Origin of the sequence: Caniella muris (genome assembly GCF_943193035.1) — a bacterium.
Classification (GTDB): domain Bacteria; phylum Actinomycetota; class Coriobacteriia; order Coriobacteriales; family Atopobiaceae; genus Granulimonas; species Granulimonas faecalis.
In genome coordinates this window covers 112,741-135,117 of sequence record NZ_CALPCK010000003.1, presented here as the reverse complement: position 1 = coordinate 135,117, position 22,377 = coordinate 112,741, and the positions used below count along the sequence as shown (strand labels likewise).

The window sequence follows — 22,377 nt, the reverse complement described above, 5'->3', positions numbered from 1 at the left end:
TCCTCCATTTTCGGCCGCCGGGTCCCTCAGGGCTCCAGGGAGAACGACCGGGCCACTGCCAGAGCGTCGTCTCCGGTGAGGACGGTGTCCCCGGTGACCTGGGCACCCCTGCGGCCCAGGAACGTGTTGACCGAGGCCTCCCCCACCACGCACACGGGGGTCCCGGGCCCGATCTCCGCGAGCGCCCCGGCGGCCCTCCACCCTATGGCCTCGACGCCCTCGAAGACCCATTTGACATGGTCCTTGTCCCTGCCCATGGTCCTCACCTCGGCCTCCTCCCCTGCCAGGAAGAAGAGCGCCCCTTGGGGTCGGGCGAGGCCGGGGCCGAAGGGGGCCACCCGGGACAGAGCCCTGAGATAGCCTTGGACCTCGAAGAGGTAGTCGTCGCCCACGACGGTGTCGGCGGCCCTCCCGGGGGCCACGAGCCAGTCGACGGCCGACGCGGGCCCCACGGCCCCGGCGATCTCCCGAAGCTCCCCGTCGGCGGCCCGGAGCACCGAGGCGGCCAGCTCCAGGGACCCCTCGGCAACCGAGACGCCGAAGGCGGGGCCGTGGCCGGCTGCGGCGATGCCCGCGGCGACCAGGCGGCCCCGCAGGTTCGCCCCCATGGGGCAGCGCCCCGACCCCGACCACACGCCGTCGCCGGCGTCCACCAGGACGAGGCAGGGGGAGCCTGTGGCCTCCATGAGGCGGTTGGCCACCAGGCCGGCGAAGGAGGGCCTTACCAGCCCCGAGGTGTCGCAGAGGACCCACGGGGCCAGGGGCTGCTCCGAGGCCAGGAGCGCCTCCATGGCCTCCTCCACGGCGGCCTTGCGGCGCTCGTTCAGCGCCACGAGCTCGCCGGCCGCCTCGCTGCGCGCCTCCTCCGTGGGCGCCGTCATGAGGGCCCAGAAGCAGTCGAGGCCGGAACCGGTGCGGCGGATGGAGTTCAGCTGGGGGGACACCCTCATGTCCAGGAAGTGCTCGTCCACCCGGTCCACGGGGTCGGCGGACCTCTTGGGGGTGCCGTCGTTGGCGTACTCGAGGTTCCTGCGGACGAGGGCGCGCAGGCCCAGCATGACCGCCCCCCACATGCCGCCGTCCGTCAGCATGGAGCCGTCGGACAGGCAGATGAGGTGCATGAGGTCCACGGCCCGCCTCACCGAGGCCCGGGAGGGCCCCAGGGCTGGCATCATGTCGCCCCGGGCTCCCAGGCCGGCGATGGCCCGGGCGGCGTCCACCTTCCAGGCGACGGCGGCGTCCACCTGGAGCAGCGCCGCCACCTCCCCCATGAGCCGGGACGCCACCTCGGCCCCGCACACGGTGTGGGGGTAGGGGTCCTCGGGAAGGGCCGGGTCCGCCCAGGCGTCGGCCGACCTCACCTCCGAGTCCTTCTGGTGGTGGTCGGTGACCACCACCTCCACGCCCCTGCCGTGGGCGTACTCCCAGGCGTCGTCGGCCGAGATGCCCACGTCGGCCGTGAGGATGAGCCCCGTCGTGGGGTGGAGCTCCAGGAGCTCCGCCACCTGGGAGCGGGAGATTCCGTAGCCCGAGGCCGGGTCCGGCAGGTAGATGCCGACGTCGGCCCCCATGGCCGACAGGGAGGCGGTAAGGACCATGAGGCTCGAGAGGCCGTCGGTGTCGAAGTCGCAGAACAGGCAGATCCTCTCGCGGGAAGCCACGGCCCGGGCGACGCGCTCGGCGCAACGGTCCAGCCCCAGGATCGGGGCCTCCTCGTAGGCGTCGAGGGAACCCAGGAACTCGTCGGTCCACCCGCGACGCTCGCAGAGGCTTCGGAACAGCTTTGATTGGACCATGGTCGTCACTCCCCTCTCGGGCCGCCGGCGCGGACCTTGGCCATGAACCGGTAGACAGGGACGGCGAGGACGAGGGAGGCCGCAGAGAGGGCCAGGACCCCGTCGGGCTGGATCGGGCCGGTGGCCACGTGGGCCAGGGCCGCGAGGGTCATGGAGCAGAACAGGGCCGCCGGGCCCGCGAGGCGCACGATGGCCCAGGCCATGACGCTGGCCGCCCCGAGGCCCAACACGGCCACGAGGTCCACGGGCGCGCCGCAGGCGGCGCCGATGAGAAGCTGCGGCGCGCAGAAGGAGACGAGGGCCACGGAGGCCCGCTCCACGCGCCCCGTCCTCTCCCGGGCCATCTCGCTCGAGAGCTGGCCCATGCCGTAGAGGGGGCAGTAGCACACCACCATGGGCACGAAGACGAGGGCCGCCACGCCCGCCCAGGAGGCGGGCGCCATGGTGGGGGCCGCCGCAGGCACCATGGCCACGGACCCGACCGCGACCAGGGCGACGGTCGCAGCGCGGAGGCGCCTGGCCCACGCGGCCAGGATCAGGGCCGTGGCCGCGATCGGCTTGATGTTGAGCCAGAGGGTGAAGGCGGCCGCCGCGCCCGCGACGACCAGGCCCAGGGGCCCCGGGAGGCCCACGGCGGTGACGGCGAGGGTGCCGGCGGCCACGGCCACATAGGTCCCGGATCTGGCACGGGCTTCCTTACGTATCTCGTCGGAGGCCATGGCCCCCTCCTTTCAAGATCGAGGCCGACACGACAGGTGCGGCCAGACAGACGGTTCCCACCAGGGATGCGGCGACGCTCGCGACCGGGGCCGCCGCCCAGAGGACGGGGCTTGAGGCCAGGCCCTGGGACGCCGCGTTGAAGGCCCCGTGGCACGCCATGGAGGCGGCGACGCCGCGCCTCAAGGACACCACGGCGAAGGCGGCGCCGGCCAGGAAGGTCCAGAGGGTGCCGGCCATGTCCCTCGAGTGGACGAGGGCGAAGACGGCGGAGGTGGCAAGCACCGCGGCGGTGCGGCCGAACCTTCCCGCGAGGAGGCGGAGCACGGGGCCCCGGAAGCAGAGCTCCTCCGCTAGGGGCGCGCCGACGACCACGGAGACCCAGGCGACCGCGGGCACCGTCTCCTGCCGCTCGTGGCCCGCCGCCGCCTGGGCGGCGACGAAGGCCCAGAGGACGGCCAGGGCCACGGCCCTGGCCGGGACGGCGGGGCCCTTCCCCCTCCCGTACGGGGGCAAGGACGCCTGCCATGCGCCGAACAGGGCCGCCGTGGACAGCTGCCCCGCGAGGTTCACGGCCCAACGGTTCTCCGTCCCGGCGATGGCTGCCGCGGCCAGGGCGAGGCCCAGGGGCACGGCCACCGTGGCCGCGAGGGCCACTGCGCCGCCTGCGGCCCGGCGCCATGGGATGGGATGCAACGGCGGCCCCCTTCGCTTCGATGTCTGAATGTAGTTTAGCATTGTTTCAGCACCCATCAGGAACCTGAGGGAGCCATGGGTCGGCTATGGAAAGATAGGAATATAAGAGGATGGGATTCTCTTAATCCGGTTTCCGACCCCGGCCCAGCGCCGAGGCGACCGGGCCCCCTCAAGGACCATGCCGAGGGCAATGCCGCGCCCCGGGGCGTCGGGAGCCCCTTCCGCAGGCCCTTCCCACCCCTCCGACAGATCCCCCGCCCGGCGCTTACCGCGCCGGGGGCTCCCCGGGTTTCCCGCGAGGCCGCCGCCGGGTTTTCCCGCGAGGTCGGCGCGGGATCCCCCTCCCACGGGCGCCCCCGGTCGATGGCAGGGTACCGCCCCGATCCACCCCCCCCGGGGGGGGGTCTTCGAAACCTCCTGCGGCCCTCCTTCCCCCACCCGCGGCCGGCCCTCGGGGCCAGGGCGCCCAGCCCCTCCGGCGTCGTTTCCCCGGGCCACCGGAAAGGACCTTTCCGACCCATCCTCCCCGGCCCGGCAGCGGGCACCCAAGGGGGCAGGCCCCTGGGGCACCTCCCGCCGCCGGGCCGGGGAAGGGGTCCTGGAAGCCCCCTCCGGAGGACCCCGCGGGAGGCCCTGCCCGGAGGCGGCCCGGGGGCCCCGATGGGGGTCCCTCCGACGGGGCACCGGCGCCTTGCCGGGGGTCTCGCACCCATAACCTTCCGAACCGTCTCCCATGGGGCCCACGGGGTTTCACCGTTGATGGCTAACGGTTTCCCTTATGCTCCCTCAACCATGGGGGACCCCCCGGTGCGCCCCCGTGCCTGCCCTTGGAGCCCCTTAGGTCCCGCCAGCCTCCCATAGGCACCCTCCCAGTGCCTCCCCGACGGTCCCCACCTCGCGAATCCCTTCCCCCGGGGTCCCTGCCAGGGCCCCGCCGTGCCCTCCGCCTGTGCCCGGGCCGCCTTCGGCCCTCCCCCGCCATGGCCCCCGGGCCACCGCCGGGCCGGCCGGGCCACCCCCGGCCCGCCCCGGTGTCTGCCTGCGGTTTCGCCCCGGCCCTCCCCGGGGCCGCCCCTTTCGTGACACATATCTAAGCCATTCGATGGGTATCCCCGTCTCTGCCCCCGAAACCCGCTGCGGCCCGGCCGCGGCCCCCCGGGGCGGCGGCGGCACCCCCGCGGCCTCCCGTCCGACCCCGGCCCCTCCCCAAAGCACCTTCCCGAAGGGTTTTCCGGGGTGCCCTCCCGGCCCTTCCGGGGTGCCTCCGCGAGGCCTTTCCGGCCCTTCCGGGGTGCCTCCGCGAGGCCTTTCCGGCCGTCCCCCCGGGCCCCTCCCGAGGCGTCCCCGGGCTTCCCGTCGGGGGTCCCCGGGCCCTCCCGGCAGAGGTCTTCCGGGCGCCCCCGCGGCATCCCCGCCATGGGTCCCGCCGTCGCTTCCCCGGCCGTTCCCCGAGCACCTCCCGAGCTCTTCCCGGGCCCCTCCCCGGGAGTCCCCCGGACATCTCCCCGGGGCGCCTCCGAGTCTCCAGAGGGCCTTTCCCAGGGGTTTCCCAAGGGGTCCTCCCCATATCACCCATGGAACTTCCATCGCATAACCTACGAAACCTCCGACGGGGACGCCGGGGGGTCCCGCCGGCCCCTTCCGCGGGCACCTCCCGGACGTGTCGGGGGCGTCCCCCGAGCGCTCCCCCAGGGCCCGGTCCCGGCCCCGTGGCGCTCCGGTCGCCCGTCGAAGGGATTAAGAGAATAACAACATAGGAGGATAAGAGGTTCTTATCATAAGAGCCTTAGGGGTGGCCCCTGGGCCCTTAAGGGACCCCATGGGGACCTTCGAGGACGTCCCAAGGGGGCCTCCGGGAGGGTCTTCCGGAGAGCCCCGGTAGAGAGTCCCGGAAAAAAAGAGGGGGCCCGGCGGGGTCTCCGTCGGGTCCCGGGGGGGTCTTGGGGCCGTGTCCCCGGGTGTGCCCGGGGCCCTCCCCGGGGTTTCCCGGGGGGCCCGGCGGGGCCTCCGTCAGGCGCTTGCGGGCAGGGGCGCGGGGGCCACGGCGAAGGGGACGTCGTCTACGGCGGCTGGCTTCGGGCGTGCCGCGGCCATGATGTCGATGTCCTCCACGCGCACCGACAGGCCGTGGCGGGTGGCCCCTGAGGCACGGTCGGTCCAGGTGTCGTAGTGGTTGTGGCCCTTGATCATGACCTTGGCCCCTTTGGCGAGCACCCGGGAGAGACCCGCCGCGCGGGGGCCGAAGATCGAGCAGTTGCGGAAGCACGTGATCTCCTCGATGGTGCCGTGGCGGGGCTCCCGGGTGGTCACGGCGATGGCGAAGCGCAGCAGGTGCGACTCGCCCACGGCGATGAGCTCCGGGTCGGCGGTGAGGTTGCCGATGTAGGTGCAGCTGTTGATGCCCATGGGGGGCTCCTTTCGTCCTGTCTTCCCTCGGGGTCTTTTCCGGCCGCCCTTAGGCGTCGGCCAGCACCAGCACGCCGCCGTCGGCCATGGGGACCGCCCCGCCGCGGGGGGCGCGGTTGTTGAAGTCGATGTCGACGATCTCGATCTCTTCCTCGCCGGTGCGCATCCTGCCGGTCTTCTTGTCGAGGTAGCGGCCCTGGCGGATGGGGCCGCTGACGGCCACCTTGGTGCCCTTGCGCAGGTGCTTGGCAAGGCTCTCGGCGCGCTTGCCGAAGGTGACGAAGTTGGCGTAGCCGGTCTCCTGTCGGTAGGAGCCGTCGGCGGCGCGGCCGGGCTGGTCGAAGGCCACGCGGCCCTTGAGCTTGGCCGTGCCCGAGGCCGTGCGGGTGAGCTCGGGGTCGCTGACGAGGTTGCCGGAGATGTGGTTCATATTGAGTCCTGCCATGGTGCTCCCTTTTCTCTATCGGTTTTCTGTCCCGCGGCCGCGCCCCTGGCGTCTTGCCCGGTGCCCTGCCGCGGCCATATTTCGGGCCGGGGTTTCCCCCGGCCCCCTCCCCTCCGGCCGGCCGTTTCCCGGGTCACGGCCTGGAGGGGGTCTGCCGTCTTCTCCTCAGGCCATGCAAAGGTGGTCGAGGTCCAGCACCATGCGGCCGTCGTCGAAGTCCCAGTGGGAGCTGCCGAGGAGCCTCGCCTCCATGGCTTGGAGGCAGGCGTCGGCGCCGTCGCCGTAGTCCACCATGTCGGCCAGGCCCGAGAGCTCGTAGGCGTCGCTGAGGGCGTCGCAGGCCATCGCGTCGATGGCGTCGTCGAAGTTGGTGAAGTTGATGAGCTCCATGGCTCTCCCCTTTCCGGATCCTGCCCGGGTCGTTCCCCGGGCTCTCTCAAAGAGACCCCCGAGGGCCCCGTGAAGGGGCCCTCCCCGGTGGGACGTGCGCCCCGGCCCGGGGTCGCCCAGCGTCTCGCACCGTCGAAAAAACCGGGGCCCGCCGGCGCTTTGTCCGGCGGGCCCCTCTCTCGGGTCCCTGGTCGTCCCTTGGGGCCTTCCCTACTCGACGCCCTCGGGCACCGGCACCTGGTCGGGGACGGCGCCCTGGGTCTGGGCGGGGCTCATGAACTCGATGTCGTCCACGTAGACCTCGAGCTTGGAGCGGTTCTTCTGGGTGTCCTTGTCCTGCCACTGGCTCCAGTGGAGGTGGCCCTCGATGGCCACCTTGGTGCCCTTGGTGATGTAGCGGGCGATGGACTGGGCGCGGTTGCCGAACAGCACGCAGTCGACGTAGTTGGGGCGGTCCTCCCACTGGTCGGTCTGGGGGTTGTGCCAGCGCTCGTCCACGGCCACCGAGAACTTCAGCATCGAGGTCTGGTTGGCGGTGGCGGCGAGCTCGGCGTCGCGGGTGGTGTTGCCGGTGACGATGACGCGGTTGATGCTCATGGTGTTTCCCTTTCGTCTTGGGTCTCTCTTCCCTGAAGGGTCCTTCTCGGCCCCTCCCATGGGTCTGTCCGCGTCGCGGTCGTCCGCGACGCCTTGTTCCCTGCGGTCTCCGGCCTGCCTCAGGCCCCCTGTCCGGAGGTGCGGCCATGGCCTGTGCGGCCGAGGATCCGACCGCGGTCCGAGGCCCAGGCGCACAGCAGCATCGCGCCGGCCGCGCAGCAGAAGCAGCCGGGGTCCACGACGCAGGCGGCGGCCCCCTCGGGGGTCACGCCGGAGGTGGCCGTGACCACCGTGACGATGGAGGCCACGGCGGCCATGGCCCCAGAGGCGAGGGAGATCAGGTGCATCGTCCGGGCGCTGTCCATGGGGTCCTCCTCGGTCGGTCCTTGCCCGAGGGGTCCTCCCCCGGGTCTTCCGCAGGCGCCTCCGGAGGCGGCTCTTGCCGCCTCCCCTGTGGCAGGTCACGGGGGCGCGGGACCTTCAGAAGAGAAGGGAAAGAGAAAGGCGGCCTCCGGACAATCTTCCGGAAGCCGCCCTGGTCATGCATGTGGTCTGTGGTCTTGGCCGCCCCCTCACACCAGGCAGGCGACGTGTTTCACGGTCTCGGGGTCGACCGACCGCAGTCGGTAGCCCTCCTCCAGCCGCAGCCAGAACTCCGCGCTGGTGCCGAGGGCCTTGCCTATGAGGGCGGCGTACTCGGCGGTGATGGCGCGTCGGCCGTTGACGATCTCGGAGACGGCGGACTGGGGCTTGCCGATGGCCTTGGCAAGGCGGTACTGGCTGATGCCCAGGGGGTCGAGGAACTCCTCACGGAGGATCTCCCCAGGGGTCGAGACGATGTCATCAATGGTAGTCACAGAGCTCAACTCCCTTCGGACCGTCCTCGGTCCATTCGAAACAGATACGCCACCGGTCGTTCACCCGGATGCTCCATTGGCCGGAGCGGTCCCCCTTCAGCTGCTCGAGGCGGTTGCCGGGAGGAACCTTCAGGTCACCGACGCTGCAAGCGGCATCGAGCATCTGGAGCTTTCGAAACACCGCCTTGCCCATCGGTGGGCGAAGCCGCCTGGATGTCGGGGCCGTCGGGTCTGCCCAGAACGCGGCCAGGTCCTTGTCTTTGAACCACATCGGTTGCTCCGATCCGGATACTTCTGCCCAACAGAAGTATACCCCATCGTGTCATTCGCGCGATCGTCATCTTTTGTCCGTCTTCCCCAGCACCCCGAGGTGCCGGGTTCCGCGGCGACGGTGCCCCGGGGTCTCCCGGAGCCGCCCCTTGCCCTCCTATAGCGGGATCTCGGCGAGGGTGCCCAGGGTCAGGGTCGCGGGTTTCCCTGCGTCGATCCTGAAGTCGAGGGCCCTCAAGGGGACCCCCGCCGCCTCGGCATACCGCATGGTGGCCTCGGTGCCCCCTGTCCTGGCATCCCTGAAGGCCGGACCTCCGGAGTAGAGGGCGACACAGAGGGCCGCGGCGTCCACCATGGCGCGGTTCCTCCGGTGCATAGCGGCGCCCCGACGGTCGTCCGCCCCGCCGATGTGGAAGACCCGGTCCGCCACGGCCAGCATGGTCCGGTACTCCCTCTGGCCGAAGCAGCCCCTCTCGGCCCACCGGAACTCCTGGCCAGGGAAAGGCACGGCCACCGCGTTGCAGATGTCGGGGTGGCCCGACCGCCCCTTTGCCTTGTGGACCGCCCAGAAGGCCAGCTGGTCGAACCCCTGGGCACCCCCTGTCAGAAACCGCCGGAAGCCATCCCGGTAGAGGGACTCGACGACCTCCACGAGCCCCGCCACCGCCCCGCGGTAGCTCCCGTGGTCGTAGCCGCAGAGCCTCTTGGGGCGGGGGCCGGTGAAGCAGACCGTCCGGGGACGCAAGGTCGAGGACCGGGCCGTCAGGTCCTCGATGTCGAGGTGGGTCATGGGTTCCTTCTTCGGGTGTCGCGGGCTCCGTCGGTCTGCCGCAGCCGGGTCACAGCACCCCGAGGTGACGCGGCGCCACGGCGACGGTGCCCCGGGGCGCCACGACCCTTTTTAGGCCGCTTCCTCACTTCTGACCTCTAGGTACCTGGGCTCGATGGTGACGTAGCTGTGGGGCGCCTCGGAGTCCAGGGCGAAGCAGTCCATGGTGAGAAGGCCCCCGTGACGGTCCGTGGCCAGAGGCACCCGGGCGTTGCCGTAGCAGTCCACCACAGGGTCGCCCTCGAGCCCCCTCCAGACCCGGTGGATCTCCAAGAGGTCCAGGGCTTCCGAGAGCTTGCTCAGGGCCCGCTCGGTGTCCTCCCGATGGCGCCCCTCGTCTTTCAGGGGCACCCCGTCGGGGGCAAGGCAGATCCCGAAGACGTCCATGTGGTCCCCTGTGCCGGGGCCGTCGGGAAGGTCGATGCGGCGATAGTGGGAGACGTCGCAGGGAAGCTTCCCAAGGTCCTCCTCGGATAGCATCCCCGAGAGCTCCGCCGAGACCTTCCTCGGGTCCATCTTGGGCAGGTTGCAGCCGGGGATACAGACGTATCCGCAGAACCACACGCGCTCCTTACCCGAGGCGTCCGTGCGAATGTGCCGGCGGACCTCCGTGGGGATGAGCCCGTCGGCACAGCCTCTGTGGCCCACCGGGTCGCCCCCGAGGTAGTCCAGGGACCTAAAGACGGTGCGGTGGGTGTCGGCGGGGTCGATGCAAGAACCCTCACTCATAGCCACCCCCCCCCTTTCCGGTCAGGAGCTCGATCACGTTCTCGATGGCGGCGACCTCACCGTTGAGCATGTAGCTGGCGTCGACTTCGCGTGGGTCGAGGTCGCCGCCCTCGTAGGCGACGTCGAGGACCGCCATGGCCCCCTTCGCCGTCGCGAGGGACATCCTGAGCAGGTCCAGGGCGGTGGCGACGTCGCTCTTGGTCTTTTCCATGGGTTCCTCCTTGAAGGTTCTGTCTCGGGTGTCTGTCGCAAGGGGACGCCCGGGGTCCTATCCCGGGCGTCCCCTTGCGGTCCTTAAGCCATGGCGCTGCCGCAGGCCTCCTCCAAGTGCCCCTGGAGGGCCAGGCGGACGTCCGGGAAGCACTTGACGGCGGTCTCGACCCACCTGGTCCAGAGGGTGCGGTCGCGGGTAACGAGGGAGACGGCCTCCGCGACCGTCGGGGTGGTGCCTGCTGCCTCCGCCTGGGCGGCCACCTCGGCCACGGCGCAGGAGACCGCGTCGGTGAGGTCTGGGGCCGGGGCGGCAACGGCATCTTCGAGGCCAAGGAGCGCCAGGCACTGCTCGGCCGGGTCCTGCCCGTCCACGACGATGACGTCGTAGCAGACGTCGTCTCCGGAGCCGAACACCTCGTCGGCCTCGCAGGTCCAGACCTCTCCCTGGAGCCAGGCGTTCAGGACCGAGAGCTCCAAGTCCATGAGCTTCGATGCGGCCTGCTCCCAAGTCTCCCCCTCGCCGCGGTTCACATCGTCTTTCGAGACCCACTGGAACCCGTCGACGGGACGTGCCCGCTCGCCGAGGCTTGCGAGGACGGCGAGGTCCCATCCGTCCACCTGCCACGGGTCGCGCGGGTCACCGGATGCGACGACGGCCCTGAGATACACCCCGCGGGATGCGAGGAGCCTGGCGGTGTCTGCCGGTTCCCCTGAGAGGGCGTCCAAGCAGAGCTCTCCCAGGAGCCGGAGGTCGCGCGTGGCCTCCACCGAGGGGGCGCAGTCCGGGTCGGTCTCGTCCACCAGGAGGTAGTCCCCTGTGGGCCAGGGGCAGGGGATCAGGGCGAAGCCGTCCACGGGACCGGCCTCGAAGGCGTCCCATAGGTCGGGCTCCGTGGCGCCCTCCAGGGACGGGGCACGGCACCCCGCCTCCACAAGCTCGCGGATGCAGTCGAGAGCGCCATCGCCCTCGAGCTTTCCGGTGTAGCCAGTGCCCTCGTAGCCCACGAGGAGCGGATGGGGGCCAAAAGGCGAGTCCACGAGCTCGTGGTCGGTGAGGCCTCCTTCGGCCACGAAGGCTACGACCTCCTCCGGTGTGCAGGCGTCCTCCAGAAGCGAACGCAGGACCCCCTCGGGGTCCCGGCGCTGGGTGCCTGACCCGTCGGCGAGCCAGTCGAGGTCGCCGAACATCGCGAGGTGGTCCGGGTGGTCGAAGTCCCGACGCGGGTTCTCGGCATACTCCTCGCGACGGGCGAAGACGCAAAGCAGGCGGCCGTCTGAGTCCCTCACATAGGTGAGGTCGGGGAAGTTCTTCCAAAGGTCCATGGGGGCTCCTCTCGAGAAGGGCTGACGGAGGGGACGGTTCCAGACCCCTCGTGGGTGCCCCCGCCCGGGCGTGGCGCCCGGGGACCTCCGGCCTAGGACCGGCGATGCGGTCCCCTACCGGGGCGTCCTCCTTCTCAGCCCGTCTTCCGCCCCCACGGCGTCCACGATCTCCAGGAGCTCCGTGGCCTGGAAGAAGCGCCCCCGGCGCCGGTTGCCGCAGGGGCTCACCACCTGGGCCTCGCACGCCTCGTCGAGGACGTTCAGGGCCTGGCGCTCGCTCACGCCGAGGGCCTTCGCGGCGATGGCGACGGAGGTGACGGGCTGGGCCACCAGGTGGGGCAGGAGCCTCGCCGCGGCCCCCGTCCGCCTCGACCCCATGGCCTGCCGCCACCTTTCCATGACCGAGTCGACGGCCGTGGCCGCCCGGCGCCCCACGGCGACGCCGTAGAGGACCGACTCGGCCAGGCGCCCCACCAACGGGGACACGTCCCCCCCTTGGTAGGCGTCGATGGCGTCCATGTAGCGGCCGACGTCGTGGAGCAGCCCCGCCGAGAGCGGCGTCACCAGGCTGCGGCACACCCCGTCGTCTTTCAGCATGCGGTGGATGAGGGCGCGGCCGCAGCGCCCGTTGCCGTCCGCGAAGGGGTGGACGGTCTCGAACTGGCCGTGGAAGCAGGCGGCCTTGACCACGGGGTCGATGTCGTCCCTCCGGGAGAACGCGCAGAGGTCGTCCACGAGGGCGGCCACGCGCCCCGCCTGGGGCGGCACGAAGAGGGCCCCGTGGGGGCTGTAGGGGGTGCCGCCCACCCAGACCTGCTCCCCCCTGAGCCCCCAGGGCCTGCCCATGAGGGCCCCGTGGACCGAGACGACAGTGTCGCGGTCCACGGGCCCCCCGACCTCCAGGGCCCGGCCCATGGCATGGAGGTTCCGGGCGATGAGGCGCGCGTTTTCCGGGAGGTCGCCGGACACCTCGGCCCAGGCCACGTTCCTGGCGCTCGACGTGAGGTGCTCGATCTGGGAGCTCGCCGACGACTCCCCCCTCAGGAGGATGGCGGGAAGGTCGTAGCCGCGCTCCCCCTGCTCGGCGTCGAAGCGGGCGAGCTCCCGGCCGGCCTCGGAGACCAGGGGCCAGAGGTCGCCCTCGACCTCCGGGGTCGCCTCCGCGATCTTCGCCGGCACGGCCGCCCGAAAGGTCCCCAGGATCTTCCGACGCCGGCTCCGGGGAATCCAGGAGTCGTCGTCGTTGCCCGACCTCCAGGGCAGCTCCTCCCAGCCCACGGCCGGCCAGGCGCCCCTCTCCGGTTCCATGGCGCACCCCCCTTCCGGATCTCGTCCCTTTACGGAAATTATAGCCGGAAAATTTCCGTTATGGTGCCCCTTTCGGAAATCCGCCGGGAAAAAGCGAGGGGCCTCGGGGATTACCCCCGGGGCCCCTCGGTGCGGCCGCCCTAGGCGACCGGCTCGTAGTGGTTGATCAGGTAGCCGCCGCCCTCCACGCAGGTCTGCATGCCGATGCCGCCGTTGGCGTGCACCCAGCCCTCCACCTCGTTCCAGGTGGTGTCCCGGCTGACCTCCTTGGAGCCGGCCAGGCGGTAGGTCTGGCCGTTGACCTCGACGTACTCTGTGCGGCCGGTGATCTTGGCGCCGCTGTCGCTCCAGTCGTGGGCGATGTAGTAGCCGTCGGCCCACTCGGTGACGCCGCCGTCGGAGGCGGCCTCGGCGGTGCCGTGGGCCCTGCTGTAGTCGATGTGCCAGACGCCGTCGGAGCCCCGGTAGGTGGTGGCCCCGGCAGGGGCCGCGGCCACGGCGGCGGCCTCGCTGGCATAGCCCGCGGACGTCCCGATCGTCTTGGCGGCCGCCCTGGCGGCGGCCTCGGCGGCCTCGCGCTCGGCCACAGCGGCGTCCACCTCGGCCTTGACCGCAGCGGTCGCCTCCTGCAGGTCCTCCGTCGCCCCCCTCACCTGGGAGGCGTCCCAGAAGGTGTCGGCGCGGCCCATGAGGCGCACGAGGCAGGTCGCCGCCTCGAGGCGGCCCCTCGCCCCCTCCGAGGCCAGGGCGATGTCGTCCGACGCGGAGAGTCCCTCGGCCTCCGCCAGGGGTCCCTCCGCCTCGGCCCTGGCCGCACCCAGGGCGGCCTCCTTCTGGGCCCCGAGGCAGGCGGCCCTCATGAGGTAGGCCTCCTGGGCAAGATCCAGGGCCTCGCCGCGGGCCTGGCGGGCAGCCCCCGCGGCCGCCCCCATGGCCATGATGGAGTCCCCGGGCCCCTCCGCCGGCACCTCCGCCGGACCGTCCGCCAGCCACCCCTCGGCGGCGGTGCGGGCATCGCCCTCGGGGGTGTCCCCGATGACCTGGGCGAGGGCCTCGCGCTGGCCCGCCAGGCTCCCCTGGGCCACGGCGAGCTCCGCCCGGGCGGCCCCCAGGGCCTCTGCGGAGGCCTGCCAGAGCCCCGCCGAGGTGAGGGCCGCAGCCGCCACGGCCAGGGCGCAGGCGAGGGTCCCGGTCATTCTCCCGGGGGTGCGCCGGCGGTCCTTCGCGGCGCGGGTCTTGTATGCGGTGCTCTCGAGGATGGCCTCCATGGCGGGTCTCCGATCTCTCTCGACGTTCCCTTCTCACGGGGGTCGCCGCCGGCGGCTCCTGCCGCCGGGGACCGGGAAGGGGCCTCGGTGCTATCGGGGGGTCCTCGGGGGTCCTTCCAAGGAGTTCTTCCAGGGGGTTTTCGCCGGGGAGCTCGGCGGGGCCCTCGACGGGAGTTTCGGCAGGAGGAGCCGGCGGGAGGTGCCGGCAGGGCCCTCTGAGGGGGTGCCGGCGGAGCCTTCGGCGGGATGTCCCGGCGGGGCGGCTGCGGGAAGGCCCCACGGCGCCCCGGGGCGCCGGACCACGGGGGTCCGGGGGTCCTGTCAGGGCCCCCGGGGGTTGTCCTTGGGCTTTCCCGCGTCTCAGACCCAGGGGGTCTCAGGTGGCCCGCCGTCGGGCCATGGGGACCCCGGGAAGCCGAGGACGCCCCCAGGGCCACCGTCCAAGGCGCACCCCATATGGGGAGCCCCCGGTGCCGACTCCCTCGGGAGCCTCCCGGATCCGGCCCACGGTTCCGGCCGGGCCTTGGGTTCGGGGGCCGGGGGGCCGGGTCCGGCCCGGGCGCAACGCCGGGCACAACGCCCGCCATAGACCCGGCCGCCTCCGGGCGGCCGGGCACTACCCTCGGGGGACGGGGGCACAACGCCAGTTCTTCTTAAGGACAAAAAGCAGGGCCCCACCCGGACTCGTTCCGGATGGGGCCCTGGCCCTTCGGTTGTCTTCTGTCGGCTCGCGCCGGGGGCCGCCCTCAGGACTCGGCCGCCGGGTCCAGGCCCAGGGAGCGGTCCTCGAGGATGTCGCCGCCGGATGCCGCCAGGCGCTGCCGGCCCACCGCCACGGCCTCGAAGAGGGTGCGCTCCGACGCCTTCAGCACGAGCTCCCGGTAGCACCCCACGCACTGATCGCGGGCCCCTTCGGGAAGAGACCCTGCGGGTATGCCCTCCAGGGCGTCCGCGAGCTCCCCCAGGAGGGCCACGTAGGTGCCGAGGACCTCGGCCGCGGCGACGGTCGCGGCCCGGCCCGAGGGGACGAGGGGGGCGACCCGGGGGACCTCCGGGGCGTCCGGGGCGATGCGGCAGAACACCGGCAGGTCCGGTCCCATGGCCCCGCAGAGGCGCTCGTCGCTCACGTCCATGCGCCGCCCGAGCTCGGCGGCGAGCTCCCACTCCATGTAGCACCAACCGTCGACCAGCTCGACGGGGAGGTGCCCGAGCACCTCGCGGACGCTCTCGTGGGCATCGTATATCTCGTAGTCGGCACCCTTGAGGGGGGCCTCGAAGGTGCTGCGACGGCGGTGCCTGTCATCGAATCCATGCATGGGTCGTCACGGTGCCGGGCCTGCCCTGGGGCCGCGCCGGCACCTTCCTCCTTTCCATTCCCATTCTCTCAAGGCGATGGCCGAGGGGCCCTCGGGGCCCCTCGGGACCATGGCCCGCGGAAGGCCCCTCCCCATACCCCGGGGCGCCCGAAAAGAGGGGGCGCACCCGGTCGGGTACGCCCCCTTTGAGGCAGTGGCTATCGGGAGACGGCCTCTGCCAGGGCCTCGCGCTGGCGGGCGCCGAGCCCCGCCACGCGGCGCTTCTCCGGGATGCCCAGCTCCTCCACGATCTTGGCCACCTTGGCGTTGCCGAGCCCCGGCAGGGCCTTGAGCAGGGACCTCACGGGCAGGCGGCGGCAGGTCTCGTCGTCGGAGGCCAGCACCTCGGCGACGGTCGTCGTGCCGTCCTTGACCCGGGCGAGGAGCTCGGCGCGGGCGTGGCGGGCGGCAGCGGCCTTGGCGAGGTTCGCGGCGCGCTGCTCGGGGGTGAGGTCGGGAAGTGCCATGGGTATCTCCTCTCGCCCCCCCATCGGGGGGGGGGTCGTTCTCCTTGACTGTCAGATGGCGCCTACCCCGATATACCCCGGGGTAGGCGCTTTTCGGTCGATCTTTTAGAAGGGGCTTTCGGGGGACGGCGCCGCCGCCCGGTGCCGTCGGGACCCCGGGTCAGACGCCCAGGGCCCGGAACAGCTCGGCCGCGCCGGGGTAGGTCTCGTGGGGCCCGGCGGCCAGGGCCTCGGCCTCGGCCACGGCCTCCAGGGTCTCGGCGTTGGGGGTGTCGTCGTCGGCGGGCAGGTCCCCGGGGCCTGTGCCAGGGCCCTTGCCGAACGGGTCGGTCCCGGTCGTCATGGCGGCCTCTCCCACGGCCTCTCCCTTCGGTCGTCGCCCCGGGCCCGCCTGCAGGGACGGGGCGGTTGGGCTATGCTTGCGGTGTCGGCACCGGGGCAGGGCCCGGTGCGGCGGGTGGCCTCCCATGTGGCCGCCCACGGGTTGAAACTGTGTTAAGTGGGGGCAGGCGTTAGCCTCGGATGGGGGCGGTCCCCGCGTCCATGCGGGGCCGCCCCTTTTCCCTGTCGGGGCCCCTAGCGGCCGTCCCTCCCCTTGTCGTGGGCGCGCAACGCCACGTTGCAGACGGCGGCGAGCTGGCGGGCGTCCAGGGAGTCGGTGGGGTCGCTGTCCTCCCCCATGGACTCGGCCCAGGCGCCCCGGACGCAGGCGATGACGTCGGCCCAGGTGCCGGGGTAGCGGGACAGGCCGGAGATGATGCCGGCCCGGTGCCAGGTGTCCTCCATGGAAAGCGTGCCGTCCGCCTCGGCCTCCCGGTACTCGGCGACGCTCATCCACCCGTAGGGCTCCGGGGCGGGCCTTGCGTCCGGGTCGCCGCCACGGCCGGGGTAGGCCACGGACGGGTCGTCGGGCACCTCGCCGTCGCCGAGGTAGAAGGTGTCGCTGCCGGCGTCGACCATGGCCTGCCACTCCCTTTCGGTCTCCACCCACTGGGCCTCGGGCGCCTCGGCCCACTCCTCGCGGTCCTCGGTGTACCAGCCCTCGCCGCGCCAGACGTTGAAGGTCTCCTCGTCGGTCATGGTCCCCTCCCTTTCCTTGCGGTGACCGGGACATAGGCTATGCTAGCGGTGTCGGCACCGGGGCAGGGCCCGGTGCGGCGGGCGGCCTCCCACGTGGCCGCCCACGGGTTGAAACTGTGTTAAGTAAGGGCAGATCTTGCATCCGGGGAAACGGGTCACGCGTCGACGTCGTGACCCGTTTCCTTTTCTCGAGCGCCCGTCGTCGCTCCGGCGAGGGTGTCGTCCACCGTGCCTGCCCGAGGGTTCCCGCGGCCTCGGCCGCAGGGAGACGTCAGCGTCTGCCCGCTCACACCGCCCGGCTGGACCCGTCGGTGTAGTCGATGACGACGCCGTCCTGGACGTTCTCGACGTGCTCGTCGATCTTGAGGTCCCCCTCCAGGCAGGACGCCTCCATGCGCACCGCCCGGCAGACGGCCTCCTCCCCCTCGAAGAGGGGCGTCACCTGGTACATCACGGGGTGCCCCGTGGACCTCAGGTGGGAGGCCACCTCGTTCTCGATGGGAAGCATCCCCTCCACGTTCATCTGGCGGGTCCCGGTCACCAGGTTCTTCCAGTTGGCGCTGTCGTCGTTCCAGAGCTGGTCGCCCAGGAGGTGGCAGCGGTTGTAGAGCCAGCCGCCGTCGATGCCGTCGTAGCGCTTCTGCCTCCACCCGCTCGGCTCCACCCCCGAGATGTCGGGCCTCTCCCCGGACCCCATGTAGGCCTCGTCCAGGACCGCGAACACGGGCCCGCACCGCAGGTTCCCGTCGAGGTCCGAGAAGGTCGCGTGGGGCTCCAGCGAGCCGTCGTAGGCCGAGAACGACGCCGCCATGTCCCCGGGGGCCCCGGCGGTCGTCGCCGCCGGGGCCGTCGACGCCGATGCGGTGGGGTCCCCGACGGCCCCGGGGGCCTCCCAGGGGGTCTGGGCGAGGACGGCCGTCAGGGCCGCGACGACGATGGCCCACGCCCCGCCGATCCTCGGGCGGCCCTTCCCGCGTCTTGCCATGGATCCTCCTTCCGGTGACGCCCGCAGCGGCGGCCCTAGAGCACCTCGTGGACCATCTCGACGCCCTCGGGCAGGCCCTCGCCGTCGGCCTCCACGACGTAGTCGCCGAAGGACGTCGGGACGTCCACGCCCTCCTTGAGGGACGCCGAGACGCGCTCCAGGTTGGCCTCGGCGGCGCACACCCCCAAGGCGTTGGGGTGCGTGAAGCAGGTCAGGGTGCGGAGCCTCATGGAGGGGCGGCTCGAGCTGCGGTCCTCCCAGAACATGCGGCGGAACGCCCCGATGAAGGCGTCCCAGTCCCCCCAGGTGAAGCCGGTGTCTCTGGCCCGGGCCGGGGAGACGAAGCCCGAGACGCGGTAGAGGCCGTAGGGCACGACCCACTTGACGGCCATCTCGGAGGTCTTCTTCTCGCGGTCGGCCTCCGTGGTCACCGCCTGGCGAGTGAGGGTCTGCCCCTCGGGAAACACCGGGTGCTCCGAGACGGCGAAGGACAGCTGCACGGGGCCGCGCACCTGGCCGCCGGCCAGGTTGTTCTTGGCGAAGGTGGTCATGACGGCGCCGAAGCAGCGCACGTCGAAGTAGGTGCGGCACATGGCGTCGCGGACCCGCAGGGCCGCGTCGGGGTCGCTCTTCCTGAGCCCCTTGAGGTCGGCCCCGGCCCCGAGCACGGCCTCGAAGCCGCGCTCGTCCTTGGAGTTCAGGGTCCCCGTGGGCTCGATGTACAGGTCGAAGCCCTCCTCGCCGCCGTGCTCCAGGGCGATGCGGTCGCGGACCTTGCGCTTCAGGCACACGTCGGTGACGATGCCGCGGCCGTCGTCGAGCTGGCGGGGGCGGTTGCCGGCGTCGGGGTCGCCGTTGGGGTTGCCGAGCTCCACATCGAGGTAGGCGACGAACTCGATGCGGCGGTCCAGGGTGTTGTCCATGGGTGGTCCTCCTTGGGGGAAACGTGTGGTGGGGCCTTCCGTCGTTCCGGGGCGGTGCGGGAGTGGGGCCCTAGCCCGCGGGCACCTCCTCCGCCTCCGGGTCGGCGCCGTCGCCGGCGGGGCGGTAGAGCTGGTCGCGCTGGCGGTAGTAGCCAACGTAGAAGCGCCAGGAGGCCGCAGCGTCCATGGTGAGGGGCACGGGCCCCGCGGCCACGGCCTCGGAAAGCGCCGACTCGTAGAAGGCGGCGAGCCCCGGCTTGGTCCGGGAGAGCTTCTTCAGGTGGGCCTGGGCGGTGGCGACGAGCGTCGGCAACACCCGGGCGGGGCTCTTGGCGGCCCCGGCCATGTAGCGGGTCCTCACCGGGGCGGCCAGGCGCCCCTGGGCGGCCTTCTGGAGGCCCTCCAGGATGGCGAAGATGCAGCCGGCCCGGTAGGCGGGGTCGGCGGGGCAGAGCAGGTCGTCGGTCTCCATTCCCGACTCCTTTCGTGTCGACAGGGCCGAGGCGGCCAGGGTGCCGGCCACCGTGGGGCCGATGTCTCCCGCGGACGCCATGGCGGCCGCCCTCTGGGTCAGGGTTCTCGGCCAGGGCCCTCCCACGACCAGGGCGCCCACCAGGGAGGCGGCGTCCTGGCAGCGGGTGGCCGGGGCCTTCTCCCCCGGCCTCTCCAGGGCCTTAAGAATCGAGAAGGCCGACGGGACCCTCCCGCCGAAGCAACCCTCCCACCGCCCCAGGGAGTCCCTGGCGTCGTCCCAGGTGACGGTTTCGTACCAGCGGAGCTGCACCCGGGCGTACTTCGAGGAGAGGCAGGCCACGTGGAGGGGCGCGCCCCCGGCGTCGGCGTCCACGTCGGCCGCCCCCTGGCCCCGGAGGGCGTCGGCCACGGCCGGCGCCACGGATGCGTCGGCCTCGCCGTCGGCCCACCAGACGAAGGTGGCCTCGCCGAGGCGCAGGCTGTGGCACCCATCCTTCAGAAGCCAGTCCAGGGCCGCCGAGTAGCGCTCGGCCGTGGGACGGGCCATGGGCGACAGGTAGCCCTGGGAGGCGCCCCAGGACTGGGCGCTCTCGATGTTGCAGCCCACGACCGGCGCCGCCTTCTCCCCGGGCCCCGCGAGGGCCGGGGCCTTGGGGTGCACCCTTAAGGGCTCGCAGGGCTCCCCTGTGACCAGGTCCGTGTAGGCGCCGCCGCCCCTCTGGCAGGAGCGCCTCTCCAGGGCCTCTTTGACACCCTCCGTGTCCAGGAGGTCGCGGACGGCGCCGTCGGCGTCCACCAGGCAGAACTCGAGGAAGGCCCCGTCAAGGTCCACGGGGCTCTCGGCGACGGCCGTCACGGACGGCGCCCGGGCGGGGTCCCAGGAGTCGAGAAACGCCAGCAGGGGCGCCGCCTCGGCCACGCCCCCGAGGGCCTCGCGGTGGAGCCTCCGGGACGCCTCGAACTTCTCGGCGGCCCGGGCGTCGCCCTTGGGCGAGTGGCCGAGGAGGTAGGCGGCCGTGTCGCAGAGCAGGGCCGCGGCGATGTTGGCGGACCTCACCGGGGGCGCCGGCGCCAGGGTCTCCGCGGGCTCGTCCCCGGAGTAGTCGCCGGGAAGGATCCCCAGGAGCCTTCCTGCGGGGTCGATGGCGACGCGCCCGCGGACCTTCCGCCACGCCATGCCGGCGGGGGCCACGGCGGCCCCGCGGGAGACGAGCTCCCCGTGGAGCCTCACCAGGTCTTCCAGGAGCACCTAGACCACCTCCCTTCCGGCCACCTCGACGCACCCGCGGTCCATGACCGCGTGGAAGAACCGGGGGCGGTCCACGGCGGGGTCCGTGCGGTCCATGCCGCAGAACACGAGGCCGAGGTCCACGGGGCCGCACTGGGAGTAGTGGCCCTCGGGCACCCCTCCCTCCCAGGCCGAGAAGGAGCAGGGGTGCTCCCGCACGCCGAGGTAGGGCTGCTGGTAGCACTGGCCGCGCCGGAGGCGTCTATCGACGATGGACGCGATCTTGGCGCGCTTGGCCCTGGAGTCGGTGCCGTCCGTGATGGAGAAGCGGCACTGGACCACGTAGTCGACGTCCACGAGGCGCGACGTGCACCGGATCTGGCGGGGCTCTTCCACCCCCACCCTGGGCATGGGGCCCTTGCCCTTGGCCGCCTGGAGCACCTTCGCGGAGCTCGCCTTGGAGGAGACCTCCTTCACCGCCACGGACTGGCGGCGGATCTCGTTCAGGACCCAGTAGCGCTCCACCTGCCACTCGATGCCGGGGTGGAGGTAGATGGAGGCCAGGGCGCCGGCCAGGGCGCTCGGCGTGGGGACGTCGTAGCTGTAGCGCTCGACCTTGAACTCCGGTCGGGTGAACAGGGCCATGGGGCCCCTGAGACGGACCATGAAACCTTGGGCCACGAGGCACCTCCCTTAAATCTTAAATAATCTGAAAGTGACTATATCACAGGGCCTTAGGCCGCACGGGTGCCCGGCCTCTCATGAGTCGGGACCCAGGTCCTCGTGGGCCATGAGGTCCTTGACGTGGTCGGGGAGCTCGTCCCAGGCGTACACGGTGGCATCGTTGGTGTACGGCCACTCCGTGCCGTGCCAGGTGTTCGGGTCGTCGGTGGCCACGTAGCCGTGGCGCTTGAGCCACGCCTCGGTGCCCCGGCGGGTCTTCAGGGCCCGGTGCCACGTGTTCCTCCAGAGCTCGCCTTTCTCATCGGACTCGCGGTAGTTGACGTAGTATCTCAACGCATCCCTCCCCTTCAGGCGGCCCCCGCCTCGGCGTCCCCGTTTTCCGCCTCGGAGAAGCAGTGGTCGAAGAGCCAGTCCGAGGCCCTGCCCGCCGCCGTGGCGGCGGTCATGAGGGCGTCGGCGCGGTCGCCCTCGTCGAAGGCGGCAAGCCAGCCCTTGAGGTAGGCCCCGTGCTCCGCCCACCGGCCCCCTTCGGCCAGGTCCGCCGCGGTGAGCTCGGAAAGGTCGATGGAGAGCCTGCTGGCCGCGAACACGCTGCCGAGCTCCGCCACGAGCTCCTCCCGGGCGATGTCTTCGCGGGTCGCATCGGCCCGACCGCACACGGCGGGGCGACCGAGGCGCCCCTCGGCCCCGGTGGCGTGGCACTCCTCGTGGAGCAGCGTCCGGAAGAACGCCCCCTCGGAGGAGAAGGTCGCCGCCGGGGGCACCGTGATGCGGTCGCGGCCCGGCTCGTAGAAGGCCCCGTTGCTCACCACCGTGTCCACGGGGCACGGGCCGTGGTCCACGAGGAGGTCCATGACCTCGGGGTTCTCGGGGGTCGCCTCCACAAGGAACGGCTCGACTCCCTCGATGTCGACGGCGTTGAAGACGGTGTAGTGGCCCACGGGCACCACCCGGGTGCCGTAGCGGGGGTCCTTCCGCATGGCCGCCCTCTCCCGGGCCCCCTTGGGCTGGGCCACGGGCTCCTTGGGATCGGCCTTCAGGAAGAAGACCTCCTGCCACCGCTCCACGGGAAAGCCGTGGGCGCCGCGGCGGACCATGAGGCCGGCCTTCCGGACCTGGGTGAAGGTCATGAACCGGGGGTCCGAGAAGCGGTGCTTGCGGATGACGTGGGTGAGCAGCAGGGCGTTGCGCCCCTTGTATACGGTGCCGGACAGCGGGTTCCGAGGTGCCTGGGATACCCAGGGGCGCACCCAGTTGGCGCCCAGGGCGTCGATGTCGGCCGCGATCTGGGCCGCGATCTCCCTGCGGGCGGCGTCGAGCTTGGCGTCTGCCATGGG

General features: G+C 72.1%; 26 protein-coding genes. All 26 read right to left on the bottom strand.

The window, feature by feature from the left end; translation table 11 throughout:
- Positions 1 to 26 precede the first annotated feature (26 nt).
- Complete coding sequence (locus tag NFR49_RS09980) at positions 27 to 1,796, bottom strand: DHH family phosphoesterase (protein WP_251159455.1); 1,770 nt, start codon at positions 1,794 to 1,796, stop codon at positions 27 to 29.
- A 5-nt stretch (positions 1,797 to 1,801) separates the two neighbouring features.
- The gene (locus NFR49_RS09975; RefSeq protein ID WP_251159454.1) at positions 1,802 to 2,515 is read right to left on the bottom strand and encodes a hypothetical protein; all 714 of its coding nucleotides are present in this window, start codon (positions 2,513 to 2,515) and stop codon (positions 1,802 to 1,804) included.
- Entirely contained in the window at positions 2,493 to 3,209 is a 717-nt protein-coding gene (locus NFR49_RS09970; protein WP_251159453.1) for a CPBP family intramembrane glutamic endopeptidase, read from the bottom strand. Before NFR49_RS09970 ends, NFR49_RS09975 begins: the two co-directional genes overlap by 23 nt.
- A 2,010-nt stretch (positions 3,210 to 5,219) precedes the next feature.
- A complete protein-coding gene (locus NFR49_RS09965; RefSeq protein ID WP_251159452.1) occupies positions 5,220 to 5,615 on the bottom strand; it encodes a single-stranded DNA-binding protein in 396 nt (131 codons plus the stop codon).
- 49 nt (positions 5,616 to 5,664) lie between these two features.
- Positions 5,665 to 6,060 (bottom strand): single-stranded DNA-binding protein, encoded by a 396-nt coding sequence (locus NFR49_RS09960; RefSeq protein ID WP_251159451.1) that lies wholly within the window; start codon positions 6,058 to 6,060, stop codon positions 5,665 to 5,667.
- Between the two features lie 165 nt (positions 6,061 to 6,225).
- Positions 6,226 to 6,450, bottom strand: a complete 225-nt coding sequence (locus NFR49_RS09955; protein WP_251159450.1) for a hypothetical protein — start codon at positions 6,448 to 6,450, stop codon at positions 6,226 to 6,228.
- 210 nt (positions 6,451 to 6,660) lie between these two features.
- On the bottom strand, positions 6,661 to 7,047 hold the full coding sequence (locus tag NFR49_RS09950) for a single-stranded DNA-binding protein (RefSeq protein ID WP_251159449.1): 387 nt from the start codon (positions 7,045 to 7,047) through the stop codon (positions 6,661 to 6,663).
- A gap of 119 nt (positions 7,048 to 7,166) precedes the next feature.
- Complete coding sequence (locus NFR49_RS09945; RefSeq protein ID WP_251159448.1) at positions 7,167 to 7,412, bottom strand: hypothetical protein; 246 nt, start codon at positions 7,410 to 7,412, stop codon at positions 7,167 to 7,169.
- A 207-nt stretch (positions 7,413 to 7,619) separates the two neighbouring features.
- Positions 7,620 to 7,904, bottom strand: coding sequence for a HigA family addiction module antitoxin (locus NFR49_RS09940; protein ID WP_251159447.1), 285 nt, complete (start codon positions 7,902 to 7,904; stop codon positions 7,620 to 7,622).
- Positions 7,891 to 8,175: a type II toxin-antitoxin system RelE/ParE family toxin gene (locus tag NFR49_RS09935; RefSeq protein ID WP_251159446.1), complete on the bottom strand. Its 285-nt coding sequence runs from the start codon at positions 8,173 to 8,175 to the stop codon at positions 7,891 to 7,893. The genes NFR49_RS09940 and NFR49_RS09935 overlap by 14 nt, the downstream gene beginning before the upstream one ends.
- Before the next feature lie 156 nt (positions 8,176 to 8,331).
- A complete protein-coding gene (locus NFR49_RS09930; protein ID WP_251159445.1) occupies positions 8,332 to 8,964 on the bottom strand; it encodes an SLOG family protein in 633 nt (210 codons plus the stop codon).
- 111 nt (positions 8,965 to 9,075) lie between these two features.
- Complete coding sequence (locus NFR49_RS09925) at positions 9,076 to 9,732, bottom strand: hypothetical protein (RefSeq protein ID WP_251159444.1); 657 nt, start codon at positions 9,730 to 9,732, stop codon at positions 9,076 to 9,078.
- Entirely contained in the window at positions 9,725 to 9,943 is a 219-nt protein-coding gene (locus tag NFR49_RS09920; RefSeq protein WP_251159443.1) for a hypothetical protein, read from the bottom strand. The genes NFR49_RS09925 and NFR49_RS09920 overlap by 8 nt, the downstream gene beginning before the upstream one ends.
- A gap of 83 nt (positions 9,944 to 10,026) precedes the next feature.
- The gene (locus tag NFR49_RS09915; protein ID WP_251159442.1) at positions 10,027 to 11,268 is read right to left on the bottom strand and encodes a hypothetical protein; all 1,242 of its coding nucleotides are present in this window, start codon (positions 11,266 to 11,268) and stop codon (positions 10,027 to 10,029) included.
- 114 nt (positions 11,269 to 11,382) lie between these two features.
- Positions 11,383 to 12,576: a Fic family protein gene (locus NFR49_RS09910; RefSeq protein WP_251159441.1), complete on the bottom strand. Its 1,194-nt coding sequence runs from the start codon at positions 12,574 to 12,576 to the stop codon at positions 11,383 to 11,385.
- A 140-nt stretch (positions 12,577 to 12,716) separates the two neighbouring features.
- Positions 12,717 to 13,844: a hypothetical protein gene (locus tag NFR49_RS09905; RefSeq protein WP_251159440.1), complete on the bottom strand. Its 1,128-nt coding sequence runs from the start codon at positions 13,842 to 13,844 to the stop codon at positions 12,717 to 12,719.
- 746 nt (positions 13,845 to 14,590) lie between these two features.
- Positions 14,591 to 15,160, bottom strand: coding sequence for a hypothetical protein (locus tag NFR49_RS09900; protein WP_251159439.1), 570 nt, complete (start codon positions 15,158 to 15,160; stop codon positions 14,591 to 14,593).
- A gap of 197 nt (positions 15,161 to 15,357) precedes the next feature.
- Complete coding sequence (mihF, locus tag NFR49_RS09895) at positions 15,358 to 15,666, bottom strand: integration host factor, actinobacterial type (protein ID WP_251159438.1); 309 nt, start codon at positions 15,664 to 15,666, stop codon at positions 15,358 to 15,360.
- Between the two features lie 160 nt (positions 15,667 to 15,826).
- Positions 15,827 to 16,024, bottom strand: a complete 198-nt coding sequence (locus NFR49_RS09890; protein WP_251159437.1) for a hypothetical protein — start codon at positions 16,022 to 16,024, stop codon at positions 15,827 to 15,829.
- Positions 16,025 to 16,242: 218 nt separating this feature from the next.
- Positions 16,243 to 16,746, bottom strand: coding sequence for a hypothetical protein (locus NFR49_RS09885; RefSeq protein ID WP_251159436.1), 504 nt, complete (start codon positions 16,744 to 16,746; stop codon positions 16,243 to 16,245).
- Between the two features lie 286 nt (positions 16,747 to 17,032).
- Positions 17,033 to 17,731, bottom strand: a complete 699-nt coding sequence (locus NFR49_RS09880) for a DNA/RNA non-specific endonuclease (RefSeq protein ID WP_251159435.1) — start codon at positions 17,729 to 17,731, stop codon at positions 17,033 to 17,035.
- A 35-nt stretch (positions 17,732 to 17,766) separates the two neighbouring features.
- On the bottom strand, positions 17,767 to 18,654 hold the full coding sequence (cas7c, locus tag NFR49_RS09875; RefSeq protein ID WP_251159434.1) for a type I-C CRISPR-associated protein Cas7/Csd2: 888 nt from the start codon (positions 18,652 to 18,654) through the stop codon (positions 17,767 to 17,769).
- 70 nt (positions 18,655 to 18,724) lie between these two features.
- Complete coding sequence (locus tag NFR49_RS09870) at positions 18,725 to 20,377, bottom strand: type I-C CRISPR-associated protein Cas8c/Csd1 (RefSeq protein ID WP_251159433.1); 1,653 nt, start codon at positions 20,375 to 20,377, stop codon at positions 18,725 to 18,727.
- The gene (cas5c, locus tag NFR49_RS09865; protein ID WP_251159432.1) at positions 20,378 to 21,037 is read right to left on the bottom strand and encodes a type I-C CRISPR-associated protein Cas5c; all 660 of its coding nucleotides are present in this window, start codon (positions 21,035 to 21,037) and stop codon (positions 20,378 to 20,380) included. It lies immediately after the preceding gene.
- 78 nt (positions 21,038 to 21,115) lie between these two features.
- Positions 21,116 to 21,373 carry a hypothetical protein gene (locus NFR49_RS09860; protein ID WP_251159431.1) on the bottom strand — a complete coding sequence of 86 codons (258 nt, stop codon included), beginning with the start codon at positions 21,371 to 21,373 and terminating at the stop codon, positions 21,116 to 21,118.
- Between the two features lie 14 nt (positions 21,374 to 21,387).
- Positions 21,388 to 22,374, bottom strand: coding sequence for a zincin-like metallopeptidase domain-containing protein (locus tag NFR49_RS09855; protein WP_251159430.1), 987 nt, complete (start codon positions 22,372 to 22,374; stop codon positions 21,388 to 21,390).
- Positions 22,375 to 22,377 lie beyond the last annotated feature (3 nt).

Excerpts from the sequence above, each read along its gene's own strand:
- NFR49_RS09980 (WP_251159455.1), bottom strand. The coding sequence starts at position 1,796 with ATGGTCCAATCAAAGCTGTTCCGAAGCCTCTGCGAGCGTCGCGGGTGG.
- NFR49_RS09975 (WP_251159454.1), bottom strand. The coding sequence starts at position 2,515 with ATGGCCTCCGACGAGATACGTAAGGAAGCCCGTGCCAGATCCGGGACC.
- NFR49_RS09965 (WP_251159452.1), bottom strand. The coding sequence starts at position 5,615 with ATGGGCATCAACAGCTGCACCTACATCGGCAACCTCACCGCCGACCCG.
- NFR49_RS09960 (WP_251159451.1), bottom strand. The coding sequence starts at position 6,060 with ATGGCAGGACTCAATATGAACCACATCTCCGGCAACCTCGTCAGCGAC.
- NFR49_RS09955 (WP_251159450.1), bottom strand. The coding sequence starts at position 6,450 with ATGGAGCTCATCAACTTCACCAACTTCGACGACGCCATCGACGCGATG.
- NFR49_RS09950 (WP_251159449.1), bottom strand. The coding sequence starts at position 7,047 with ATGAGCATCAACCGCGTCATCGTCACCGGCAACACCACCCGCGACGCC.
- NFR49_RS09945 (WP_251159448.1), bottom strand. The coding sequence starts at position 7,412 with ATGGACAGCGCCCGGACGATGCACCTGATCTCCCTCGCCTCTGGGGCC.
- NFR49_RS09935 (WP_251159446.1), bottom strand. The coding sequence starts at position 8,175 with ATGTGGTTCAAAGACAAGGACCTGGCCGCGTTCTGGGCAGACCCGACG.
- NFR49_RS09930 (WP_251159445.1), bottom strand. The coding sequence starts at position 8,964 with ATGACCCACCTCGACATCGAGGACCTGACGGCCCGGTCCTCGACCTTG.
- NFR49_RS09925 (WP_251159444.1), bottom strand. The coding sequence starts at position 9,732 with ATGAGTGAGGGTTCTTGCATCGACCCCGCCGACACCCACCGCACCGTC.
- NFR49_RS09920 (WP_251159443.1), bottom strand. The coding sequence starts at position 9,943 with ATGGAAAAGACCAAGAGCGACGTCGCCACCGCCCTGGACCTGCTCAGG.
- NFR49_RS09915 (WP_251159442.1), bottom strand. The coding sequence starts at position 11,268 with ATGGACCTTTGGAAGAACTTCCCCGACCTCACCTATGTGAGGGACTCA.
- NFR49_RS09910 (WP_251159441.1), bottom strand. The coding sequence starts at position 12,576 with ATGGAACCGGAGAGGGGCGCCTGGCCGGCCGTGGGCTGGGAGGAGCTG.
- NFR49_RS09905 (WP_251159440.1), bottom strand. The coding sequence starts at position 13,844 with ATGGAGGCCATCCTCGAGAGCACCGCATACAAGACCCGCGCCGCGAAG.
- NFR49_RS09900 (WP_251159439.1), bottom strand. The coding sequence starts at position 15,160 with ATGCATGGATTCGATGACAGGCACCGCCGTCGCAGCACCTTCGAGGCC.
- mihF (WP_251159438.1), bottom strand. The coding sequence starts at position 15,666 with ATGGCACTTCCCGACCTCACCCCCGAGCAGCGCGCCGCGAACCTCGCC.
- NFR49_RS09885 (WP_251159436.1), bottom strand. The coding sequence starts at position 16,746 with ATGACCGACGAGGAGACCTTCAACGTCTGGCGCGGCGAGGGCTGGTAC.
- NFR49_RS09880 (WP_251159435.1), bottom strand. The coding sequence starts at position 17,731 with ATGGCAAGACGCGGGAAGGGCCGCCCGAGGATCGGCGGGGCGTGGGCC.
- cas7c (WP_251159434.1), bottom strand. The coding sequence starts at position 18,654 with ATGGACAACACCCTGGACCGCCGCATCGAGTTCGTCGCCTACCTCGAT.
- NFR49_RS09855 (WP_251159430.1), bottom strand. The coding sequence starts at position 22,374 with ATGGCAGACGCCAAGCTCGACGCCGCCCGCAGGGAGATCGCGGCCCAG.